This window comes from Actinomadura sp. 7K534 (assembly GCF_004348575.1).
Taxonomy (GTDB): domain Bacteria; phylum Actinomycetota; class Actinomycetes; order Streptosporangiales; family Streptosporangiaceae; genus Spirillospora; species Spirillospora livida.
The window spans coordinates 20410-38857 of sequence record NZ_SMKB01000048.1; the positions used below are offsets into that span (position 1 = coordinate 20410).

The 18448-nt window shown below is 71.3% G+C and carries 17 protein-coding genes; 6 read left to right on the top strand and 11 right to left on the bottom strand.

Annotated elements, in window-relative coordinates; genetic code table 11:
• Positions 1–23 precede the first annotated feature (23 nt).
• Both E1266_RS12770 and E1266_RS12775 read right to left on the bottom strand, forming a co-directional pair.
• Positions 24–362, bottom strand: a complete 339-nt coding sequence (locus E1266_RS12770) for an Atu4866 domain-containing protein (protein WP_132046559.1) — start codon at positions 360–362, stop codon at positions 24–26.
• Between the two features lie 48 nt (positions 363–410).
• Positions 411–1793 carry an amidohydrolase family protein gene (locus E1266_RS12775; RefSeq protein WP_132046560.1) on the bottom strand — a complete coding sequence of 461 codons (1383 nt, stop codon included), beginning with the start codon at positions 1791–1793 and terminating at the stop codon, positions 411–413.
• Positions 1794–1935: 142 nt separating this feature from the next.
• On the opposite strand from E1266_RS12775, the gene E1266_RS12780 reads away from it, so the two are divergent.
• Entirely contained in the window at positions 1936–2778 is an 843-nt protein-coding gene (locus tag E1266_RS12780; RefSeq protein ID WP_132046561.1) for a helix-turn-helix transcriptional regulator, read from the top strand.
• A gap of 59 nt (positions 2779–2837) precedes the next feature.
• Here the strand turns inward: E1266_RS12780 and E1266_RS12785 are convergent, their stop codons facing one another.
• On the bottom strand, positions 2838–4925 hold the full coding sequence (locus E1266_RS12785; protein ID WP_132046562.1) for a HEAT repeat domain-containing protein: 2088 nt from the start codon (positions 4923–4925) through the stop codon (positions 2838–2840).
• A gap of 90 nt (positions 4926–5015) precedes the next feature.
• On the opposite strand from E1266_RS12785, the gene E1266_RS12790 reads away from it, so the two are divergent.
• Entirely contained in the window at positions 5016–5927 is a 912-nt protein-coding gene (locus tag E1266_RS12790; protein WP_132046563.1) for an AraC family transcriptional regulator, read from the top strand.
• Here E1266_RS12790 and E1266_RS12795 read toward each other — a convergent pair.
• Positions 5814–7010 (bottom strand): MFS transporter, encoded by a 1197-nt coding sequence (locus E1266_RS12795; protein ID WP_132046564.1) that lies wholly within the window; start codon positions 7008–7010, stop codon positions 5814–5816. The two genes, E1266_RS12790 and E1266_RS12795, sit on opposite strands and share 114 nt — an antisense overlap.
• 277 nt (positions 7011–7287) lie before the next feature.
• Between E1266_RS12795 and E1266_RS12800 the strand changes: the two genes are divergently transcribed.
• Positions 7288–7866 (top strand): dihydrofolate reductase family protein, encoded by a 579-nt coding sequence (locus E1266_RS12800; protein ID WP_132046565.1) that lies wholly within the window; start codon positions 7288–7290, stop codon positions 7864–7866.
• On the opposite strand, the gene E1266_RS12805 is transcribed toward E1266_RS12800, so the two are convergent.
• The 4 genes from E1266_RS12805 to E1266_RS12820 are packed head-to-tail and all read right to left on the bottom strand — an operon-like array spanning position 7848 to position 11522.
• Positions 7848–8558: a helix-turn-helix domain-containing protein gene (locus tag E1266_RS12805; RefSeq protein WP_132046566.1), complete on the bottom strand. Its 711-nt coding sequence runs from the start codon at positions 8556–8558 to the stop codon at positions 7848–7850. The genes E1266_RS12800 and E1266_RS12805 overlap by 19 nt on opposite strands.
• Positions 8559–8608: 50 nt before the next feature.
• On the bottom strand, positions 8609–9580 hold the full coding sequence (locus tag E1266_RS12810) for an ArsA family ATPase (RefSeq protein WP_132046567.1): 972 nt from the start codon (positions 9578–9580) through the stop codon (positions 8609–8611).
• Complete coding sequence (locus E1266_RS12815; RefSeq protein ID WP_132046568.1) at positions 9571–9828, bottom strand: cory-CC-star protein; 258 nt, start codon at positions 9826–9828, stop codon at positions 9571–9573. Before E1266_RS12815 ends, E1266_RS12810 begins: the two co-directional genes overlap by 10 nt.
• The gene (locus E1266_RS12820) at positions 9825–11522 is read right to left on the bottom strand and encodes a carbon starvation protein A (protein ID WP_132046569.1); all 1698 of its coding nucleotides are present in this window, start codon (positions 11520–11522) and stop codon (positions 9825–9827) included. The genes E1266_RS12815 and E1266_RS12820 overlap by 4 nt, the downstream gene beginning before the upstream one ends.
• A 234-nt stretch (positions 11523–11756) precedes the next feature.
• On the opposite strand from E1266_RS12820, the gene E1266_RS12825 reads away from it, so the two are divergent.
• A complete protein-coding gene (locus E1266_RS12825; RefSeq protein ID WP_165966062.1) occupies positions 11757–12833 on the top strand; it encodes a winged helix DNA-binding domain-containing protein in 1077 nt (358 codons plus the stop codon).
• A 58-nt stretch (positions 12834–12891) separates the two neighbouring features.
• Here E1266_RS12825 and E1266_RS12830 read toward each other — a convergent pair whose 3' ends face one another.
• Positions 12892–14892, bottom strand: a complete 2001-nt coding sequence (locus tag E1266_RS12830) for a DUF4041 domain-containing protein (RefSeq protein ID WP_132046571.1) — start codon at positions 14890–14892, stop codon at positions 12892–12894.
• Between the two features lie 350 nt (positions 14893–15242).
• On the opposite strand from E1266_RS12830, the gene E1266_RS12835 reads away from it, so the two are divergent.
• Positions 15243–15938: a hypothetical protein gene (locus E1266_RS12835; protein WP_132046572.1), complete on the top strand. Its 696-nt coding sequence runs from the start codon at positions 15243–15245 to the stop codon at positions 15936–15938.
• Between the two features lie 71 nt (positions 15939–16009).
• Here E1266_RS12835 and E1266_RS12840 read toward each other — a convergent pair whose 3' ends face one another.
• Positions 16010–16417 carry a helix-turn-helix domain-containing protein gene (locus E1266_RS12840; RefSeq protein ID WP_132046573.1) on the bottom strand — a complete coding sequence of 136 codons (408 nt, stop codon included), beginning with the start codon at positions 16415–16417 and terminating at the stop codon, positions 16010–16012.
• A 76-nt stretch (positions 16418–16493) separates the two neighbouring features.
• On the opposite strand from E1266_RS12840, the gene E1266_RS12845 reads away from it, so the two are divergent.
• Complete coding sequence (locus tag E1266_RS12845) at positions 16494–17330, top strand: SDR family NAD(P)-dependent oxidoreductase (RefSeq protein WP_132046574.1); 837 nt, start codon at positions 16494–16496, stop codon at positions 17328–17330.
• Positions 17331–18110: 780 nt separating this feature from the next.
• On the opposite strand, the gene E1266_RS12850 is transcribed toward E1266_RS12845, so the two are convergent.
• On the bottom strand, positions 18111–18305 hold the full coding sequence (locus tag E1266_RS12850; RefSeq protein ID WP_132046575.1) for a DUF397 domain-containing protein: 195 nt from the start codon (positions 18303–18305) through the stop codon (positions 18111–18113).
• Positions 18306–18448 lie beyond the last annotated feature (143 nt).

An 18448-nucleotide genomic window follows, 5' to 3' on the forward strand; every position in this document is an offset into this window, starting at 1 on the left:
TCGTCAGCCGACGGGCGGCATGATCATCGCGGTGGCGGGGTCGGCTCCTCTCGGTGCAGCACGAGGTGCTCGTGGTAGAGCACGCCGTCTCGCACGTCGCCGGTGGCGGTGAAGCCCAGATCGTCGTAGTAGTCGAGGTGGGTTCCGGTGACGGTGTACCGGCCGGTGTAGGCGCGCTTGCGGCCGTCCCGCTCCTCCTCGTAGCGGCCGTTGGAGAGGAGTTCCTGGCGGATCCGTCCGTCGGCGGTGACCCACATGCCGACGTACGGGTGAGGAACGGGCTTCGGGCGGCCACCGCTCGGAGCGGCGCAGGCGAGCAGCGCGGTGGCCAGCGCAAGAAGGTGCAGGGAAATCCTGAACATGGAGGGACTCCGTTCAATTCGCAGGGGGCGGACAGGGCGGTCGGCCGGTCAGACTCGGCGGTCGGCGTATCCGGAAGCGCGCAGGACGCTGTCGCGTGAGGCGCGCACCTCCTCGCGCAGCGACGCCAGGTCGACGTCGAGGACGGCGCCGTCCCACTTGCGGACCCGCCCGGCGACGAAGACGGCGTCGATGTTGCGGGCGTCGCAGCCCAGGACGAGGGTGCCGACAGGGTCGTTGAGCGGCATGTTGTTGAGGTCCTCTGCGCGGACGACGAGCACGTCGGCCTGCTTGCCCGGGCTGAGGGAGCCGGTCACATCGCCCAGGCCGATGCCTGCGGCGCCCTGGAGGGTGGCGAAGTCGAGGACGTCGTGCACGCCGATCCGGACGGGCTGTGCCCCGGTGCCGTAGGCGGCGTGGACGGCCCGCATCCGCTGGATGGTGTGCAGGGCGCGCATCTGCGTGAACATGTCGCTGGCAAGGGCGACTTCCACGTCGATGCTCAGGCCGGGCCGGATGCCCGCGGCAAGGGCCTCGTCTATGGCGGGGACCGCGCTCTCCAGTCCGATCTGGGCGTCGGAGGTGGGAGCGAGCGCGACGTTGGCGCCGGTGTCGGCGATGGCCCGCCATGCCTGAGGGGTCAGGCCGGTGCAGTGGATCAGTGAGACGTCCGGGCCGAGCAGGTCCTGCTCGGCCCAGCCGACGATGGCCTCGGAGGAGGGCAGGCCGAAAACGGCGTCGATGCTGACTCCGATGCCGAGGTCGCGGGCGACGCGGGCGAGGCGCGGGCCGTAGGCGAGGTCGGGCCCGGCGACTTCGTCGGTGGCCAGGGCGGCCAGGCGCAGGGTGAGCAGTCCGCCGTCGGCGAAGCAGGTGTCGCGCAGGCGGGTCAGGTCGGCGGGCCACTGACCGTCCCAGGTACCGAAATGCGGGCGCATCGAGGCGTGCACGCCGCGGATGCCGGTGTCGGCCAGCGCGCGGACGGCGGCGTCGGAATGGGCGGCGGTGCGGGAGTTGTGGGAGAAGTCCAGCATGGTGGTGATGCCGCCGTCGATGGCGGTCAGCGCGGCCAGGCGGGTGCCGATGTACATGTCCTGTGGCCGGTAGCCGGGGGCGATGCCCGCCAAAGTGGAGGTGACGTACTCGCCGAGGTCGTTGACGTCCGGCATGATGCGGCGCAGTTGCGCCTCCCAGGCGTGGCGGTGGGCGTCTACGAAGCCGGGGGCCAGGACGGCCCCGGTGACGTCGACGACCAGCGCGTCACGGGCCGGCAGGTCCACGCCGACGGCGGCGATCCGGTCGCCGTCGATGAGGAGGTCGGCGCGGGGCAGGACGCCCAGCTCCGGGTCCATGGTGACGACGGCGGCGGCTCCGGTGAGCAGCGTGCGGCGGCCGGGGACGGGACGGCGCAACTGGTCCAGGGTGGCGTTCATGGTGCTCCCTTTCGACTGTGCTCCGGAGTCCAGCCCCGGGCACCATCGAGTCTGCGCAGGCCAGAGGGCGGCAACTAGGACGTGTGCTGCCTGGGTGCGGTACACCCGGGCAGCGCACGCGAGCGCCGGTTAGCGTGGTCGCATGGACGGCAACCACCTAGGGGAGTTCCTGCGCGCACGCCGCGCCGCCCTGCTGCCGGAGGACATCGGCATGACGAGCTACGGAGCCCGCAGAGTCGCCGGGCTGCGCCGCGAGGAGGTCGCCGTCCTGGCCGGTGTGAACGCCGACTACTACACCCGCCTGGAGCAAGGACGCGAACGCAACCCCTCAGGCCAGGTGCTCGACGCCCTCAGCCGCGCGCTGCGTCTCGACACCGAGGCCCGCGCGCACCTGCACCGGCTGGCCGGGACCGCCCCGGGCGGACGGCCCTTCGCGCAGGCCACCGGGCAGGTCGCCCCGGCGCTGCGCCAGTTGCTGGACGGCTATCCCCACACCCCGGCGTTCGTGATGAACCGGACCCTGGACATCCTGGCCGCCAACGCTCTGGCCGATGCCCTCCACAGCCCCTTCGACCCGGCGGACAACCTGGCCCGCATGGTCTTCCTCGACCCGGCCGGCCGTCACTTCTACACCGACTGGGACCGGGCGGCCCAGGCCACCGTCGCCAACCTCCGCCAGGCGCTCGGCTTCGACCCGGACGACCCGCGGCTGACCGAACTCGTCCGCGATCTCGACGAGCGGAGCCCGGACTTCGCCCGCCTCTGGAACGCCCACACCGTACGGGGCAAGACGCAGGACGCCAAGCACCTCCTGCACCCGGACGTCGGCCCGCTCACACTCACCTACCAGGCGTTCGACGTCCGCGACGCCCCCGGCCAGCAACTCGTGATCTACCACGCCGAACCGGGCAGCGCCAGCGCCCAGGCCCTCGACCTCCTCGGCTCCGTCCACGCCACCCACCACCGCAGCGAACCGCGAACGTGAGCCGCCTGCCGACGAGGAGTTCAGAGTCTGACCTCCGACTCCGCGCCGGCCTGAGACCTTCAATCCGCGGTCAGCCGTTCGATGAGGGTGCGGCTGATCTCTTGCAGCTTTTCGTCGTTGTCGATGCTGTTGTATCTGCCGCGTCGCTGGGGGTGGCGCAGTTCGGAGCGGAGTTGGGGCAGGGCGGGTCTTGCGGCGGGGCCCATGCGGTCCAAGCAGGCGACGACAAGGTCGGCGGTCGCAGAGTTCTGCTCCCAGGCCTGGAGGAGCGTGTCCAGCACGGCCGGCGACTCGGCATCGCCGCCGATATCCCAGAGGGCGGTCGCGCAGGGAACTCGGACCCATTCATCGCTGTGGGTCAGCAGGTCCCGTAGGCGAGGCAGTACTCCTTGCGCGGGAGGGCCGATCTCCGCGAGGACGGCGGCCGCCTCCTTGATCCGGAACGGGCTGGAGCCGCCGAGCAGGTCGAGCAACGGCTGCATGACTTCGTCCGGGTCGCCGGTGACGGCCCACAGCGCGGCGACGGCGGCGGGATGCACCTGGGGGTCGGAGGCCGTGATCAGGGACCGGATCGTCTGCAGGGCGGGGGCCGCTGACGGGCCGAAGGCCCTCAACGCCTTTAAGGCCGAGCACGCGACTGACCACAGCTCATGGGCCACCGCCGTGGCGAGGGTCTCGATGATCACGCCGATGGCGCTGCCGTCGCCGAGGGCGGTCAGGGCCGCCAGGTCGGAGCGCGCGCTCATCTCCCACAGGCTCTGGGTGAGGTCGAGGCTCCTCAAGTGGTCGCACAGGCGGGGCACCAGCTGGTCGGCGGCTTGCGGGAGTGCTCCAGCGACCTGTACCGCCCGCCAGGCGTCGTTGCCGCTGTCCAGGGCCGTGAGGATGCTCGGCACCGCTCGCTCGTCACCGAGACAGGCCAGCGCTTGGACGGCCTCTTGGTGACTCCTGCGCAGGTGTACCTGGGGTGTGAGCCAGACATCCGGCCCGTACGTGGCGTACTGCGCGGCGACGTGTGCGGCCAGGGCCTCGCGCGCCGGTTCGGCGATCGCATGGCAGGCGTTCAACGCGGCCGCCGCCTCTGCGGCGACTTGATGGTGGGACGCGTTGAGGTGTCCGGCGACGAGAGTCACGAGCCGTGTGTGGTCTCCGCGCCACGACTTCATGAGCTCGGCGCTGATCCGGATGGCGTCCAGACGGGAGCCGGCATCGTGGCTGCGCAGCTGCTCGGCGAGAAGTGCCGTGCGCTGCGGAACCCTCGCCGCCAAGGTCCGGTGGAAGGTGCGCAGCAGATCCGTGGTGGGCGAGTGAACACGGCTGCGGCGTTCGAGGTCCTCGAAAGCGGCAACGATCTGCGGTGGCGCTCCGTCATTCGAGCCTGCTGGGCCCGGCGGGCGAGGCGGGTCGCTCCATGCTTCGGGCGGCACCGCGGCATCGTCCATCTCGCGCAGCAGGCCGATCGCGGCCGCGATGGTGTCATCACCTATCCGGTCGGGCCCGCAGCGCGCTCGCTGGACCACGGCCGCGAGCCTGATCTGAGGGGCTACCGCGCGGTCGGCAGCGAGCTCGGCGAACCACGCCATCGCCTGAGCCTCGGCACGCTCCGGCAGGCGCAGGGCCATGGCCGCCATCGCTTCGGTGACCAGCAGTTGCTCGACGATGCCCGGCTCGGCCGACAGCCGATCGCGCAGCACGGTCGAGGCCCGGTCGACGTCGTCGATGAACGACCCGAGCCCGGGGATCACAGCGCGGCGTACGCGGACGTCGGGATCGCCGGCGAACCTGATGAGCGTCTCAGCACGGCTGCGCATGGCCGCAACCGCTTCCACGTGGGCTTCGGAGGCGCCGTACGGCCCGTCGCAGCGGCCGAGGGCTTCTGATCCGATGCTGACCAGCAACTCAACGATGTCGGCCCGGTCAGGCGTCGTGACGTCATCGGCCAACTCGAACAGGAACGGAAGGCTCGCCGTCGTGCACGGGTACACGTCGCCCTGGTGATGGACGGCGCCGTGGAACCTGCCGAGAGCCTTCCGCCGCTCCTCCGCGTCCGAGGAACGCAGCGCCCGCAGTAGGGCCGGGACCTCGTCGGCCGAACCGTACGCATGCTCCATTGATGACCAGTCGATGTCGTGGAGTCCGCTGAACATACGCGGCACTATGCCGGGCGGCACCGACACAGCGACATCGCGGGAATAGGCCGCCGTCTTTCATCTGCTTCAGCTCACGTGGCGAACATCGTGGACATCTCACGGGCAGACGACGTCGGCACCTCCTCCCCGGAACCGGCGTGGGAGATGTCGGGCGTGGACCAGTTCCGGCTGCCGGCGGGCGCGGTGCTCGCCGAACCGCCGGTCCCGCTGTGGGCGCTGGTGCTGGCGGGCGAACTCACGCTTGAGGCGGCGTTCGAGGCGCACTCGCTCGCCGAGGGGGACGCCGTCCTCATCGACGCCCGCACCGCTCACCGGCTCACCGCGTCGGAGCCGCACGAGGAGTCCGCGCTGGTCGTGGCGGACCTGCGCATGGCCGTCCCGGTCCGCCGGCTGCCCAGCCCGCTGGTGGTCCGCGGCTTCGGCACCCGGCACCGCGGCATCACGGCGCTCGTCACGCAGTGCCCGCTCAAACGTGTGCGCCGGCCGGGCCTGTTCGCCGCCAGCTACGGCAACCTGATCGGCGCGGCGATGACCACCTCTTGGCAGGAGGACCAGGGCGGCGACGCCGGACCTCCGGACGAGGCCGTCACCGCGGTGGTGGCCGCCGTGACCGCCCGCCCGGCCGAGCCGTGGACCGTCGAGGGGATGGCCCGCCTGGTCCACCTGTCGCGTTCCGCCCTGGGCGAGCGGTTCCGCCGCGCACTCGGCCGCGGACCCGCGGAGGTGCTCCGGGAGATCCGGATGCGGGAGGCGCGCCGGCTGCTCGCGGACCCCTCGCGTCCGGTGGAGCACATCGCGTCCGCCGTCGGGTACGGCTCCTCCGCCGCCTTCAGCCGGGCGTTCTCATCCCACCACGGCGTCGCGCCGCAGGTCTGGCGGGAGCCGTCACCCGCGCGGGACGCGCAGCGCGGCGAAAAGCAGCCCGGCCGCCGCGGCGAACCCCGTGCCGAGCAGGAAGGCCGCCTGCACGCCGCGGGCGTCCAGGAGCGCGCCTCCTGACGCCGACCCCAGCGTGATCGCCACCTGGAACGCGGTGACCTGCAACGCCAGAGCCGACTCGGCGCGTTCGGGCTCGACGCGGGTCACCCATAGCTGGGTGGCGACCGGGACCATGTTGAAGGCCAGACCCCACACGACGACCCCCGCGGCCAGGACCGGCAGGGACGGCGCGGTCGCGGTGACCAGCAGGCCGCCGGCCAGCAGCAGCGGGGCCGCGGCGGCCACGACGCGCAGCCGTCCCGCGAACCGCCCGGCGGCGAGGTTGCCCGCCAGCCCGCCCACGCCCCAGGCCAGCAGCAGCCATACCGCGGCTCCCGCGTCGACGTCCTCGATCGCGACCCGGATGAAGGGGTAGGCGGCGAAGTTGCCGAACGCGACCAGGACCACGCCCAGCACCCCGGCCATCAGCCACCGGTTGGCGAGCGCCGCCCGCAGCATCGCCATTCCGGCCGCCGGGTGCGGGGGTACCGGCGGCAACGTCAGGACCACGGCCAGGGCGGCGGCGAGGCTGAGGGCCGCCGCGCCGCCGAACACCAGCCGCCAGCCGACCGCGTCGCCGAGCAGCGACGCCAACGGGACGCCGCCGATCGTCGCGACGGTGACGCCCAGCGCGATGGACGTCGAGACCACGCTGTCGCGTCCCGGCACGGCGCGGGTTCCGGCGCCGAACGCGAACGACCAGTACCCGGCGATGGCGATGCCGAGGACGAGCCGGCCGAGGAGCAGGACGGCGAAACCGGGGGCGACCGCCACCGCCAGGTTCGAGACGGCCGCCGCGAGGAGCAGCCCGGTCAGGACCGTGCGCCGGTCGGTCCGCGGAAGCAGGACCGCGATGCCGGGGGCGGTGACCGCGCCGGCGACCGCGGTCGCCGCGACCGCCAGGCCGGCGGTGCCTTCGCTGACCCCGAGGTCGGCGGCCATCGCGGGCAGCACGCTCGCCGGCAGGAACTCGCTGCCGACGAGCACCGCGATCCCGGCGGCGAGCGCGACGATCGGTGACCAGTTCGTCGAGCCGCCGGGCCGTGCCGGGGACTCGGGCGGCGGAGCGCCGGTGGACGGCGGCGAGGACTGAGGCGTTGACATGGCGTCCAGCATCGCCTCGTCCGCGCCGCCGCGGTTGATCGCGTGACGCGCACGGTTGATCGTCTGACCGGTCTGCGCCCGAGGCATCCGCCGGGCCGCGCCCAACTCCGACCCGGACGCCTGGCAATGAGGCGGGCTATCGCGTCCCGACCGCGGTGAACACAGCGCCTCGACGTGAACGACAGCTGGACCCGGTGTCGTTTTCGTCCAAGACGGCGCCGCGTCCGCTGTCTAATGTGAACCGGGCAGTTCGCCCGATCGTGAGGAGAAGGTTCCAGTGCGCAACCTGGTCTACACCGGTTTCATGTCGCTCGACGGAGTCGTGGACTCCCCCGGCGGCGGGCCGGGGGAGGAGCACCGCAGCGGCGGCTGGGTGTTCAAGGACCTTGAGTTCGTCCCTGAAGCCTGGTCGCTGAAGGGCGAGGAGCTCGCCGACACGACGGCGCTGATGTTCGGCCGCCGCAGCTACGAGGCGTTCGCTCCGGTCTGGCCCGGCTCGGAGGACCACGCCGACTACAAGGAACTGCCCAAGTACGTGGTGTCGGCCACGCTGCCCGAAGACGCCCTGGTCGACGGGTGGGGGCCGACGACGATCCTGCGTTCGACCGAGGACGTCGCCGCGCTGAAGGAGGGGGAGGGCGGTGCGATCTTCATCCATGGGAGCGCGGAACTGGCCCGGCGGCTTTCGGACGCGGGCCTGATCGACCAGTACAACCTGCTGGTCTTCCCCGTCCTGCTCGGGGCCGGGAAGAGCCTGTTCGGGCGGGCCGACCGCGACAAGTACATGCTGAAGCTCCGCGAGTCTGAGAGCTACCCCAACGGGATCCTGAAGCTGGTCTACGGCGTCGAGCGCTGATCCAGGTCGAGGCCGATCGCGCCGCCGGCGCCCTCGTGCAGCTGTCCGGCGGTCCGTCCGACGTAGCGGCGCAGCGCCCGGGCAAGGTGCGGCTCGTCGAAGTAGCCGAGCACGGCGGCGACGTCGGTGGCCGGTTCGCCGGCGGCCAGCCGCCCCGCCGCCGTGCGGGCCCGCTCGATCTGCCGGACGGCGCCCCGCGTCAGCCCGGTCACGGCGCGGAACCGGCGTTCGAGCGTGCGCACCGACACGTCCGGCCGGTGCCCCAGCAGCACCCCGGCGACGAGCGGGTCACCGACCACGACCCCGGCCCGGACGAGCCGTTCGACCAGGGCCTCGGCGTCGTCGGGGCCGGGAATCTCCCAGCGCGCGCCGTCCAGCCGGAACGTCCGGCGCGTGGTGTCGGGGAGCTCGACACCGCCGTCGACCAGCGCGGGCGTCGGCATGGCCCGCAGCGAAGTGCCCACCGCGAAGTCGATGCCGGTGAAGGTCGCGCCCTCCGGCACCGGCGCCGTGCCGGTCCGGGTCCCGGGACCGGTGATGCTCGCGTACGCCCGCCCGTCCTGCTTCCAGAAGACCAGACCCCAGCACGCCCCGGCCACGGACGTCATCTCCGTGACCTGCTCGCTCGTGCAGGTCCAAACGGTGTCGACCCACGGCGAGTCGGACTGGCGCGTCCCGAAGCGCAGTTCCACGCACGAAGGATACGCCGAGTCAGAACAACCACACTTTCGGCAGGGGAGCGTCAGGAAGAGGACGGCCCGAGCCGGTCGGCCAGGGCGGCGAGGGCCTCCGTCCCCACCAGGTCCCCCGGCAGCAGCGGCACGTCGAGCAGCGGTACGTCCGGGATCTGCCGCCGCAGCCGGACGAGGTGCTCGTCCTCCTGCTTCCGGCTCCGGGCGAGCAGCTCACCGGCGTCCGCCGGGGAACGGCGGTTGGCGACGAGTGCGGTCGCGTCGACGCCGAGGCCGGTGAGCTTCTCGTACACCTCCATGGTCTCGGCGATCGGCAGCACTTCGGCGGTCAGCACGACCACGAAGCCGGTCCGCGCCGGGTCCGTCACCACGTCGCGCAGCCGGGAGAAGCGATTGCGGCGGCGGACGAGGATCCGGCGCAGCTCGGCGTCGCGGTCGGTCTCCGCGTCGCCGCCGAGGCCGCGCACGGCGGCGCCGAACCGGTCGGACCGGTCGCGGTTGGCGAGCAGGGTCTCCGACCAGGCGGTCAGCTGCTCGGGCAGCGAGAGCAGCCGCAGCGTGTGGCCGGACGGGGCGGTGTCGAAGACGACCAGGTCGTACGCCTCCTCCCCGAGCTCCACCGCCTCGGCGACCCGCTCCAGCACCGCCGACTCGTGGGTGCCGGGCGCCTGCCGGGCCAGCTCCAGGTGCCGGGCGGCCGGCGCGTGCATTCGCTCGGGGAGCAGGCGCCGCATCGTCCCGGCGACCGCGGACAGGTGCCGCTCGACCGTGCGCTCCGGGTCGATCTCCAACCCGTCGACGTGACCCGCCGTCCCGGACCTGGCGAGGCGCACGGGTTCGTCGCCCACCGGGCGGCCCCAGAGGTGGCCGAGGCTGTGGGCGGGATCGGTGGACACCAGCAGCACGCGGGCGCCCGCCCTGGCACGGCCGAGGGCGAGCGCCGCGGCGATGGACGTCTTGCCGACCCCGCCCTTGCCGCCGACGAAGACGACCTTGCGCGAGGCGACGAGGTCTAGCAGCACCCGACATGCTCCAGTGGCGAGCGGTCCATGCCCATCCGCCGGTGCCAGGCGTGGAAGTCCTCGTAGAGGGCGGGCATCAGCTCGGCCGTGTAGTACGCAGCCGGGTCGGGCACGCCCAGTGCCTCCGCGAGGACGACCATCCGGAAGAGATCGTCCTCCTCGCGCCGGGCGCGGGCGAAGGTGCGCCGGTAGGGACCGGCGTAGAACTCCTCCAGCCCGGCCCGAAACGAGGCCCAGCGGGACGTCACGCCTTGGCCTCGACTTCCTTCGCGTCGGCGTCGGGGGCCTCCGGCGGCTCCCGGGACGCCCGACGCGTCGCGACGAGCGCCTCGAAGGCGACCCACACGGCGGTGACGATGATGACGACGTCGATGGCCAGCAGCAGCCAGTCCCCTTCGTCGTAGAAGTCGCCGAGCTGCACGATCGCGGCCCAGAACGACATCACGAAGACGAACGCGAGAGGCACCAGCACGGGCACCGGGTTGCGCCGCTTGCGGATCAGCATGACCACGATGATGGACAGGGTCAGCGCGGCCAGCAGCTGGTTGCTGGTGCCGAACAGCGGCCAGATGCGCAGGCCGCCGGCGCCGTCCGAGCCCTGGCTGAAGGTGAGTCCCAACCCGACGGCGAGCACGACGACGGTGGCGACACCATTGTTGACCTTCACCTTCGCGGCCTCGCCGGCCTCCTGGACGACGAAGCGCAGCAGGCGCACGGCGGTGTCCATCGTGGTGGCCGCGAACAGGACCGCCATCGTGGCGAGGACCGTCGCGCTCACCGAGGCCGGCAGCCCCAGGCCGTCCTTGACGATCGCGCCCCCGCCGTCGACGAACGCTCCGACGCCCGCCTCGCCGAAGGCGCCGTAGACGGCCTCCCAGTCGGCCACGGTCCGGAAACCCGCGACGGTCGCGATGATCGCGCCGAGCGCGAGCATGCCCTCGCCCACCGCGCCGAAGTAGCCGACGAAGCGGGCGTCCGTCTCCTTGTCCAGCTGCTTCGAGCTGGTCCCCGAGGAGACCATGCCGTGGAAACCGGAGATCGCGCCGCACGCGATGGTGACGAACAGCAGCGGCATCAGGTCCGGGGTGCCCGCGGGCACCGCGTCGTTGATGGCCGGGGCGACGATCGCCGGGGCGCTCAGCAGCACCCCGGCGAACAGGATGCCGAGCCCGATGAAGAGCTGGACGCCGTTGATGTAGTCACGCGGCTGAAGCAGCACCCACACGGGCAACAGGGAGGCGATGCCGGCGTAGAGGAAGAGCGCGAGGATCCAGAAGGTCGCCGGGGACATGCCCAGGAACGGGTCGGGCAGCTCCACCGGGACCGCGTCCCCGAGGAAGATCAGGCCGTAGAGCAGCGCGACGCCGACCACGGTGACCAGGGCGAGGTTCATCTTGAAGCGGTAGACGGCCTGACCGACCAGCAGCGCCACCACGATCGCGCCCCAGGCGGGGATCACGACCGAGGGGGTGGAGATCAGCAGATTCTTGATGACGACCGCGAACGCCGCGATCACCATCAGCAGCAGCAGGAAGATCACGACGAGGAACAGGTTCGCGCCCCGCCGACCGATGTAGCGGCCGGAGAGCGTGCCGATCGAGCGTCCCTTGTTGCGCGCCGAGGCCCACAGCGCGCCCAGGTCGTGCATCCCCGCGAAGAAGACCGTGCCGACCGTGACCCACAGGAACGCGGGCAGCCAGCCCCAGATCACGGCGACCGCGGGCCCGACGATCGGCGCCGCGCCCGCGACCGAGGTGAAGTGGTGACCCCACAGTACGAACTTGTTGGTCGGGACGTAGTCGACGCCGTCCCGCAGCTCGTGCGCGGGCGTCTCGAAGGACGCGTCGAGCCTGTAGACCCGGTCGCCCAGGAACTTCGAGTAGAGGAGGTATCCGCCCGCGAACATCGCGAGCCCGATCAGCATGAGGGGGAGTGCGTTCATACGAGATGACCTCTGGGGGTGGGAGGCGGCCTGCTCGGAACCGGTCACGTCCAGATTCCCAAGATCTACTCGGACCAAACGCCTGAACGCCGCACCCTGATCAGCGCAAACCTTTGCGACTGGGCAAGCCGCCCGCCGCCATCCCTCCTGCCCCACGTTTCGGGACTCGGGGGAGTCGGCTGTCAGAGGGCCTGGTTAGCCTGGGCGCGGCTCAGGTCGGAGAGTGGGGGCTCGGTGCGGGACGTCGACATTGCTCGCTGGAGGTTGCGCAGCCAGCACCTGGTCCGGCCGCACGCCGGATCGGCGGACGAGGCGGTGGGCGCACTGCTCGCCGTCCAGGCGGAGAACCCGGGTCAGTCGGCTTGGGCGGTGGCCTCGCGCACGCCCGGTCCCGACCAGGCCGACCTGGCGTCCCTCCTGGACGACGGTGCCGTCGTGCGCACCCACGTCCTGCGTCCGACCTGGCACTTCGTGCGGGCGGAGGACATCGGCTGGCTGCTCGAACTGACCGCCCCCCGCGTGCAGCGGATCACCGGCAAGCAGCTCCGCGACACCCACGGCCTCGACGCCCCCGCCATCGACCGCGCCACCGCCGCCGTCATGGAGGCACTGGAGAGCCGGGGGCACCTCACCCGCGCGCAACTGGCCGAGGAACTGCGCGAACGCGGAATACAGGGCACCGGGCACATGGTGATGGTCCTGCTGGCCCACGCCGAACTGGACCGCCTGATCTGCAGCGGCCGAACCGTCGACGGCGAGCACACCTACGCGCTGATGGCCGAACGCGTGCCCGCACACCGGCGCCTCTCCCGGGACGAGGCCCTGGCCGAACTCGCGCTGCGCTACTTCACCGGGCACGGCCCCGCAACGGAACGGGACCTCGCCTACTGGGCGACGCTCACCCTTACCGACGTGCGCGCCGGCCTGCGGCAGGTGCGCGACCGGCTCGGCTCTTTCGAGCACGACGGGCGCGCCTTCTGGCACGCCCCCGCAGAAGCCCCCGACCGGAGGCAGGACCCCGCGGGCCACCTTCTGCAGGTCCTGGACGAGACCTACCGCGGCTACCAGGACTCCCGCTGGGTACTGGACGCCGCCGAGATCGTGCCGCGCGTCCGGGAGGCGGCGATCGGCATGGCTCTGGTCGACGGACAGCTCCTCGCCTCCATGCGCCGCACCCTCGGCCGTGACCGTGTGCGCTTCGACCTGCGGCCTTACCGTCCGCTGACGCCCCCCGAGCACGAAGCCCTGGACCAGGCCGCCGGACGGTACGCCGAATACCTGGGCCTCAAACCCGAGATCACTTACCAGTGACCGCGGGGGCACGAGCGCCAGCGGCGCGCCCGGCGACCAGGGGCGCGGGTCGCCGCTGTCAGGCGGGTTTGCCGGCGCGGTATTCGAGGGCCTCGGGTATCTCGTTGTATTCCAGGAGATGGTTCCCCGCGATCCGCTCAAGGGCGGTGCGGACCTCACCGGGCGTCGCGTAGAAGAACTCCCTGCGAAGGTTGACCTGGTTGACGCGGCGATCCGCGAACTCCTGATGCAGGCTGTTCTCCAGCCCGACGGCGTCGTCGCTGAAGATGAGCGCGTGGACGTCGAAACGGAAAGGCACTGAGGCGTCGCCCAGTTCGCGGACCCGGTCCATCGGCTCCAGGCGCCGCGTCATCCCTATCTTCACCATCCGCTCGCCGAACGCACCGATGTTGGAGATCACGTACACGTACCCGGCGCGGACGTTGGCGGCGCGGCCCTCCACATCGGAGATGGCCGATTCCACGTCGGCGAGCTTCGCCCGCAGATCGGCGGCGCCGCCCGCGTCCCCGTTCGCCTCCAGCCGCGCGAGCGCCGACTCGACGTGCGAACGCTCCTTGAGCAGCCGGGCCTTCTCGCGCTCGAACTCCTTGCGGGCCTTCTCCTCCTCGCGCTGCCGCTCGCGCTCGGCCCGGACCCGTTCCTTCTCCTCCTCGACCTTGGCCAGATGATCCGCGGTCAGGCGCAGCTCCTTGACACGGATCGACCGGTACTCCCGGCTGACCCGGATGTCCATGGTCTTGCCGAGCCGCTCGATCGTCTGCGCGCTCTTGTCCAGCCGCTCGATCGCCGACTGCAGCTTGTAGGGGCGCATCGTCCGGACCAGGTTGTCGGCCTCGGCGTTGTAAGCGCGCAGCATCAGCTTCGAGAAGTCCCGCACCATCTTCCCGCCCTGCGCAGCCGAACCGTTCACCGTCCAGTTCGTGGCACCGACGACCGCCTTGCCCGTCCGCGCCATGGCCTTGATGCGGTCCTTCACCTTCGCGAGTTCGGCCTTGTAGGCGACGACGTCCGCCAGCGGATGCTGGTACTCGTAGACGCCCGCCTCCTGCAGGAGCGCCAGATCCTCCGTCTCGGTGATCGACTTCCGGACGCGCTGCAACTCGGCGTGCAACTCGGTGCGCTTGCGTTCGGCGTCGGCGACCTCACCGCGCAACCGCTCCAGTTCCGCCGCCACCCGGGGCGCGTCCAGGCCCCCGAGCCGCTGCAGCCATCCGCGCAGCTCGGCGTTCTCGGCCTCCAGCTCCTCGATTCGCTGCTTGCGGGTACCGAACGCCGCCCTGCCTCTTTGCCCGTTGGGCGCGCCGTGCGGAAGCGGCGCCGGCTCGACGGCCGGCGGAACAGGCGGCGGCGCGCTCTGCTGCTGCGCGGGAGGCGGCGGGAGCACGCCGGGCGGCGGTGCCTGGACGGGGTCGGGCGTCCAGAACTGCCAGCCCGGCGGTGCGGGAGGCCAGCTCGCGTCGGGCATCCAACCGGGCGGCGGCGTCCAGCCGGGCGGCGGCGCCGGCCAGCACGGCGGCGGGTTGTACCGCCACCCGGCCGCATGAGGAGCAGGGGGGACGGCCGGGGACGGAGCCGGAGGCGGCTGCATCACGGGCGCGGCGGGCGGCGGAATGGGTGGCGCCGCCTGCGGTGCCGGAAGAACGGGTTCCGGACGAGCCGGGCCCGTCCGCCCGACGAGGTTCTGGACGATCTCGGTGAGTCGCGGGGCGTCCTGGTCGTGCACGTCACCGAAATCGGTATCGGCTCCCGCCCCGTCCACGACCACGAAGAACCAGCGCTGCTTGTACGACTTCCGCGTCTGGACGGAGGCGACCACCGCGATGTCGATCTCCTGGCGCGGCCCCTCCTTGGCGAGTTCGGCGACGGTGAAGCCAAGGACCCGGCGGTCGGTGACGGCGATGTGGGTGAGCGTCGGGAGAGCCTTGACGGTGGTCGCGAGTGCCCGCACGCTCTCGCCCTCCCGCAGGAAGAACCGCAACAGGCTCAAGGCGCGCTCGGCGTCACCGGGATCGACCTCCGCGCCGATGTAGTCCGGACGCGGGATCTCCTGCAGTGCCATGAATTCCTCGCAACGTCATCTCTGAGCGAGACGAGGACCCGGTCCGGTGCCGCGACCCCCGTGTCGCCACGGTCAGAACACATCGAGGGGAGCACCCGACCCTCCTGGGACGACCCGACGGCGATCCCGGTTTACGCACCGCCACTGACCGCATCCGGCAACCGTGCATCCCGGAGCCCTGCACGGCCGGCCGAATAAGCCACTAATCCGCAGAAGCTCTCAGAAGATGATTTGCGCCCCCGGAAGGCCACGTCCGTCCGCATGCGGACGCCGTAGGAGAACCGCCGGGAACTGTCGGCGCCCTGCCCTAGCCTTACTGCAATCCGACCGATGATGTTCGGAGGGCGGTCATGGCGGGGCGCTGGATCACGAAGAACGGTCGACCGGTTCGGATCGACGACGGTGGCGGGGGAAAGATCGTCGTGGCCGGACTGGCCGCGATCATGATGGCGGGAAGCGGCGGAGTCGTCGGTGGCGCCGCGGGTGCGGGCGCGGGTGCGGGCGGCGCCCCCTCGGTGAGCGCGAAGACCATCAAGGCCCGCAAGGGGGATGCGAAACGTTCCGCGCGCAAGGGGAACGCCGACAAGGCATGGCGGCGCCTAGGCATGCGGCAGATCAGACGGCCGCGTGACCGACAAAGTGCGGGGTGTGTGCGCGTCACATGGGGTGAAGTGCAGCAGGCCGCCATCCGCAATCCATGCACCTCGCTGGATCGGAAACTTTTCGCGATCGCCGACCGGAGCGGGAACATCGCCCTGATCTCGGTCGCTTGGGCAAGGTTCCGCAACAACGGTGACCGGCGACGCTTCCAGCGGGTGATCGACGTTTACGGCACGGGCGACATCAAACCACTGGCCGCGAGCAAGCTCGGCTTCGCCGATATCCGGTTCACCGGTCGCTATTACCATTCGATCCCGAAAATGGCGCGGCTCACCGTCGCCGAAGCCGAGGCCGTCAAGGGCACTTTCAACCCCGAAGTGCTGGACGGCTTCGCCCAGGTCGCAGCCGAACTGCCGAGCCCACCGAACAACCGAAGGCGCCGCTGATCCGCCACGACGCAGCGGCCAGTGCGAAGCCCCCTCCGCACCATCCTTCTCAGCCCGCACCGCCAGGGGCGCTACGTGCTCGTGTGTCGGGAGCGGGCTTCGTGCATCTCCGCCTCGTGGTCGACGGCCCAGTCGGCCAGTGCTGACAACGGTTCGAGCAGTGTGCGGCCGAGCGACGTCAGGCTGTATTCCACACTGGGCGGCACGGTCGGGTGGACATCGCGGCGTACCAGCCCGTCGTTTTCCAGGCCGCGCAGGGTCCGGGTCAGCATGCGTTGGCTGATGCCCTCGATGGCTCGGTGCAGCTCGTTGTAACGGTGCGGGCGGCCTCCGAGCATGACCACGAGCAGCATGCTCCACTTGTCGCCCAGACGCCGGAACACCTCCCCCACCGGACACGCGGCCAATTCGTCCGCGGGCACCGGGCGGGGCAGGTCGTGCGCCAGCACCGAAGGAACACCGGTGTGCGTACCGGACATGAAACTGCCTTCTTTCGTCCTCCGACAGGGCGGCCCATGATCAGAGCTGCCGCTTTCGACCCTAAGGAGTGACACCATGCCGGACCATCCCGCCAAGACCGTCATCATCAGCGGTGGCACCACCGGCATGGGCCGGGCGGTCGCCTTGGAGCGGTTGGCGAGGGGCGACCACGTCACCGTGATCGGCAGCAGCCAGGCCAGGGGACGCGCCCTGCTCGACCAGGCCGCCGACCCGAACCTGCGGTTCCTGCGGGCGGACCTGTCCTCGATCGCCGAGGTCGAACGGGTCGTCGCCCACATTAGCGAGCGGCACCGGGCCATCGACGCGCTGGCGCTGTTCGCCAACCGGGTGAGCCCCAAACGCAGGCAGACCGCGGACGGACTGGAGTTCACCTTCGCCCTGTACTACCTGAGCCGCCATCTGCTCGGCCACGGGCTGCGCCCGCTCCTGGACGACGCTCCCCACCCTGTGATCATCAACGTGGCCGGCGTCGGCAACACCGCGGGACGGATCTTCTGGGACGACCCGCAGCTGACGCGCCGCTACGGCCAGGTGCGCGCCCAACTCCAGGCCGGCAGGGCCAACGACCTGCTCGGTGTCGCATTCGCGGGCCAGGCCGAGAGCAAGGCCCGTTATGTCCTCTACCATCCCGGATTCACCCGCAGCGGAGCCGACTCCCACCCGAACCCGCTTGCCCGAAACGCCATCAAGCTGCTCGCGAGACTCTTCGCCCGCCCCGTCGCCGACGCGGTCCGGCCGATCGTCGAATGGATCGACCGGCCACCCGCCGACCCGCTCTCGGCGATCGACCGCGGCAAGCCCGTCGACCTGTCCCTGAAGACCTTGAATCCCGACGACGCCGCCCGCCTCGCCGCCTACACCGAAGACCTACTGCGCAACCGCGACCACTGACACTCCAGCCGCGGATAGCGACCGGCAAGCCGGCCTCGTCCACGATGAGGGTGTCGTAGTCGGCGTCCCTGATGTCGGGGTCGCCGCCGAACCCGGCCGTAGTGCGGCAGACGCAGTCCAGGACGGAGGCCAGGGCCTCTGCCGGACCGTACGCCGGTCGGCCTCGTTGCCTGGTCGGTGGACGTCCGGCGGGCGATCTCAACCCGCACCGCCCCCTGGCCGTTACCGCGACCGGTTCACGAAGGACCGGGGATGAGGTCAACATCAGAGACGGTCGGCGCATGAGCAGCGGACTCTTCCACGGCTTGTCGCAGTCGAGGGCGACGGCGCATGGTTCCCGCGGCCGCGCCAACAGGTGACAGTCGGGATGCCCGACTCTCGCGCACCACCGACTAATGCCGCTTTCGCGGACGGTGGCCTTCGCACCAGGCTGGTCAGGCGTTAGGGGGAACGCGGATGGCCGTGTGGAGCGTCGCGGGTGGCTCCAGGAGGACGGCCTATCCGGGTCCTGGCCGTCACGCGTGGGGACGGTCCGGAGACCACGGCGTGCCACGCGGTCGCCGCCGCGGGAGGCGCGAGCGTAACTCCACGTTCGCAACGGCATAGCGCGGCGGGTGGCGGAGGCAGAGGTGTCGGCTGGCCTGGGGGCTGTGGAGACAGCGGACGGGCGTGGGCCGTGCTCGGGGAGAAGTGTGCGGCGGATCGTCCGGGTCAGGCGGGACGCGACGACTCGCCGCAACTCGGCGGGGCGGGGTTGCCGGGATGGCCGGTGCCGGACGATCAGTCCGTGTCGGCGGCGGACTGGACGGCCGTGCGCAGGGCCGCGCGGGTCAGCAGGAGGACGGGACCGTCCGGGTCCTTGCTGTCCCGCACCGCCACCACCGACGCGCCGACCGTCTCAGCCAGTTCGACGCAGTTGCCGCCGTTGGAGCCGCTGTAGCTGCTCCTGCGCCACTTGGCGTCTGTCAGGTCCATTTTTCTTGGATGACCTCCCTCTCTGTCAGACTGCTGTGACACAAGGGACGAACGAGTCCTTCTGATACCAAGCAGGGCGAGACAGGACGAACAGCGCAGTGACGATGACTCTCGCCGACCAGGCCGCCGTGACGACACGGCAG

Coding starts and splice junctions, on each gene's coding strand:
- E1266_RS12845 (WP_132046574.1), top strand. CDS start 16,494: ATGCCGGACCATCCCGCCAAGACCGTCATCATCAGCGGTGGCACCACC.
- E1266_RS12850 (WP_132046575.1), bottom strand. CDS start 18,305: ATGGACCTGACAGACGCCAAGTGGCGCAGGAGCAGCTACAGCGGCTCC.
- E1266_RS12785 (WP_132046562.1), bottom strand. CDS start 4,925: ATGTTCAGCGGACTCCACGACATCGACTGGTCATCAATGGAGCATGCG.
- E1266_RS12820 (WP_132046569.1), bottom strand. CDS start 11,522: ATGAACGCACTCCCCCTCATGCTGATCGGGCTCGCGATGTTCGCGGGC.
- E1266_RS12770 (WP_132046559.1), bottom strand. CDS start 362: ATGTTCAGGATTTCCCTGCACCTTCTTGCGCTGGCCACCGCGCTGCTC.
- E1266_RS12780 (WP_132046561.1), top strand. CDS start 1,936: ATGGACGGCAACCACCTAGGGGAGTTCCTGCGCGCACGCCGCGCCGCC.
- E1266_RS12775 (WP_132046560.1), bottom strand. CDS start 1,793: ATGAACGCCACCCTGGACCAGTTGCGCCGTCCCGTCCCCGGCCGCCGC.
- E1266_RS12840 (WP_132046573.1), bottom strand. CDS start 16,417: ATGTCCGGTACGCACACCGGTGTTCCTTCGGTGCTGGCGCACGACCTG.
- E1266_RS12835 (WP_132046572.1), top strand. CDS start 15,243: ATGGCGGGGCGCTGGATCACGAAGAACGGTCGACCGGTTCGGATCGAC.
- E1266_RS12830 (WP_132046571.1), bottom strand. CDS start 14,892: ATGGCACTGCAGGAGATCCCGCGTCCGGACTACATCGGCGCGGAGGTC.
- E1266_RS12795 (WP_132046564.1), bottom strand. CDS start 7,010: ATGTCAACGCCTCAGTCCTCGCCGCCGTCCACCGGCGCTCCGCCGCCC.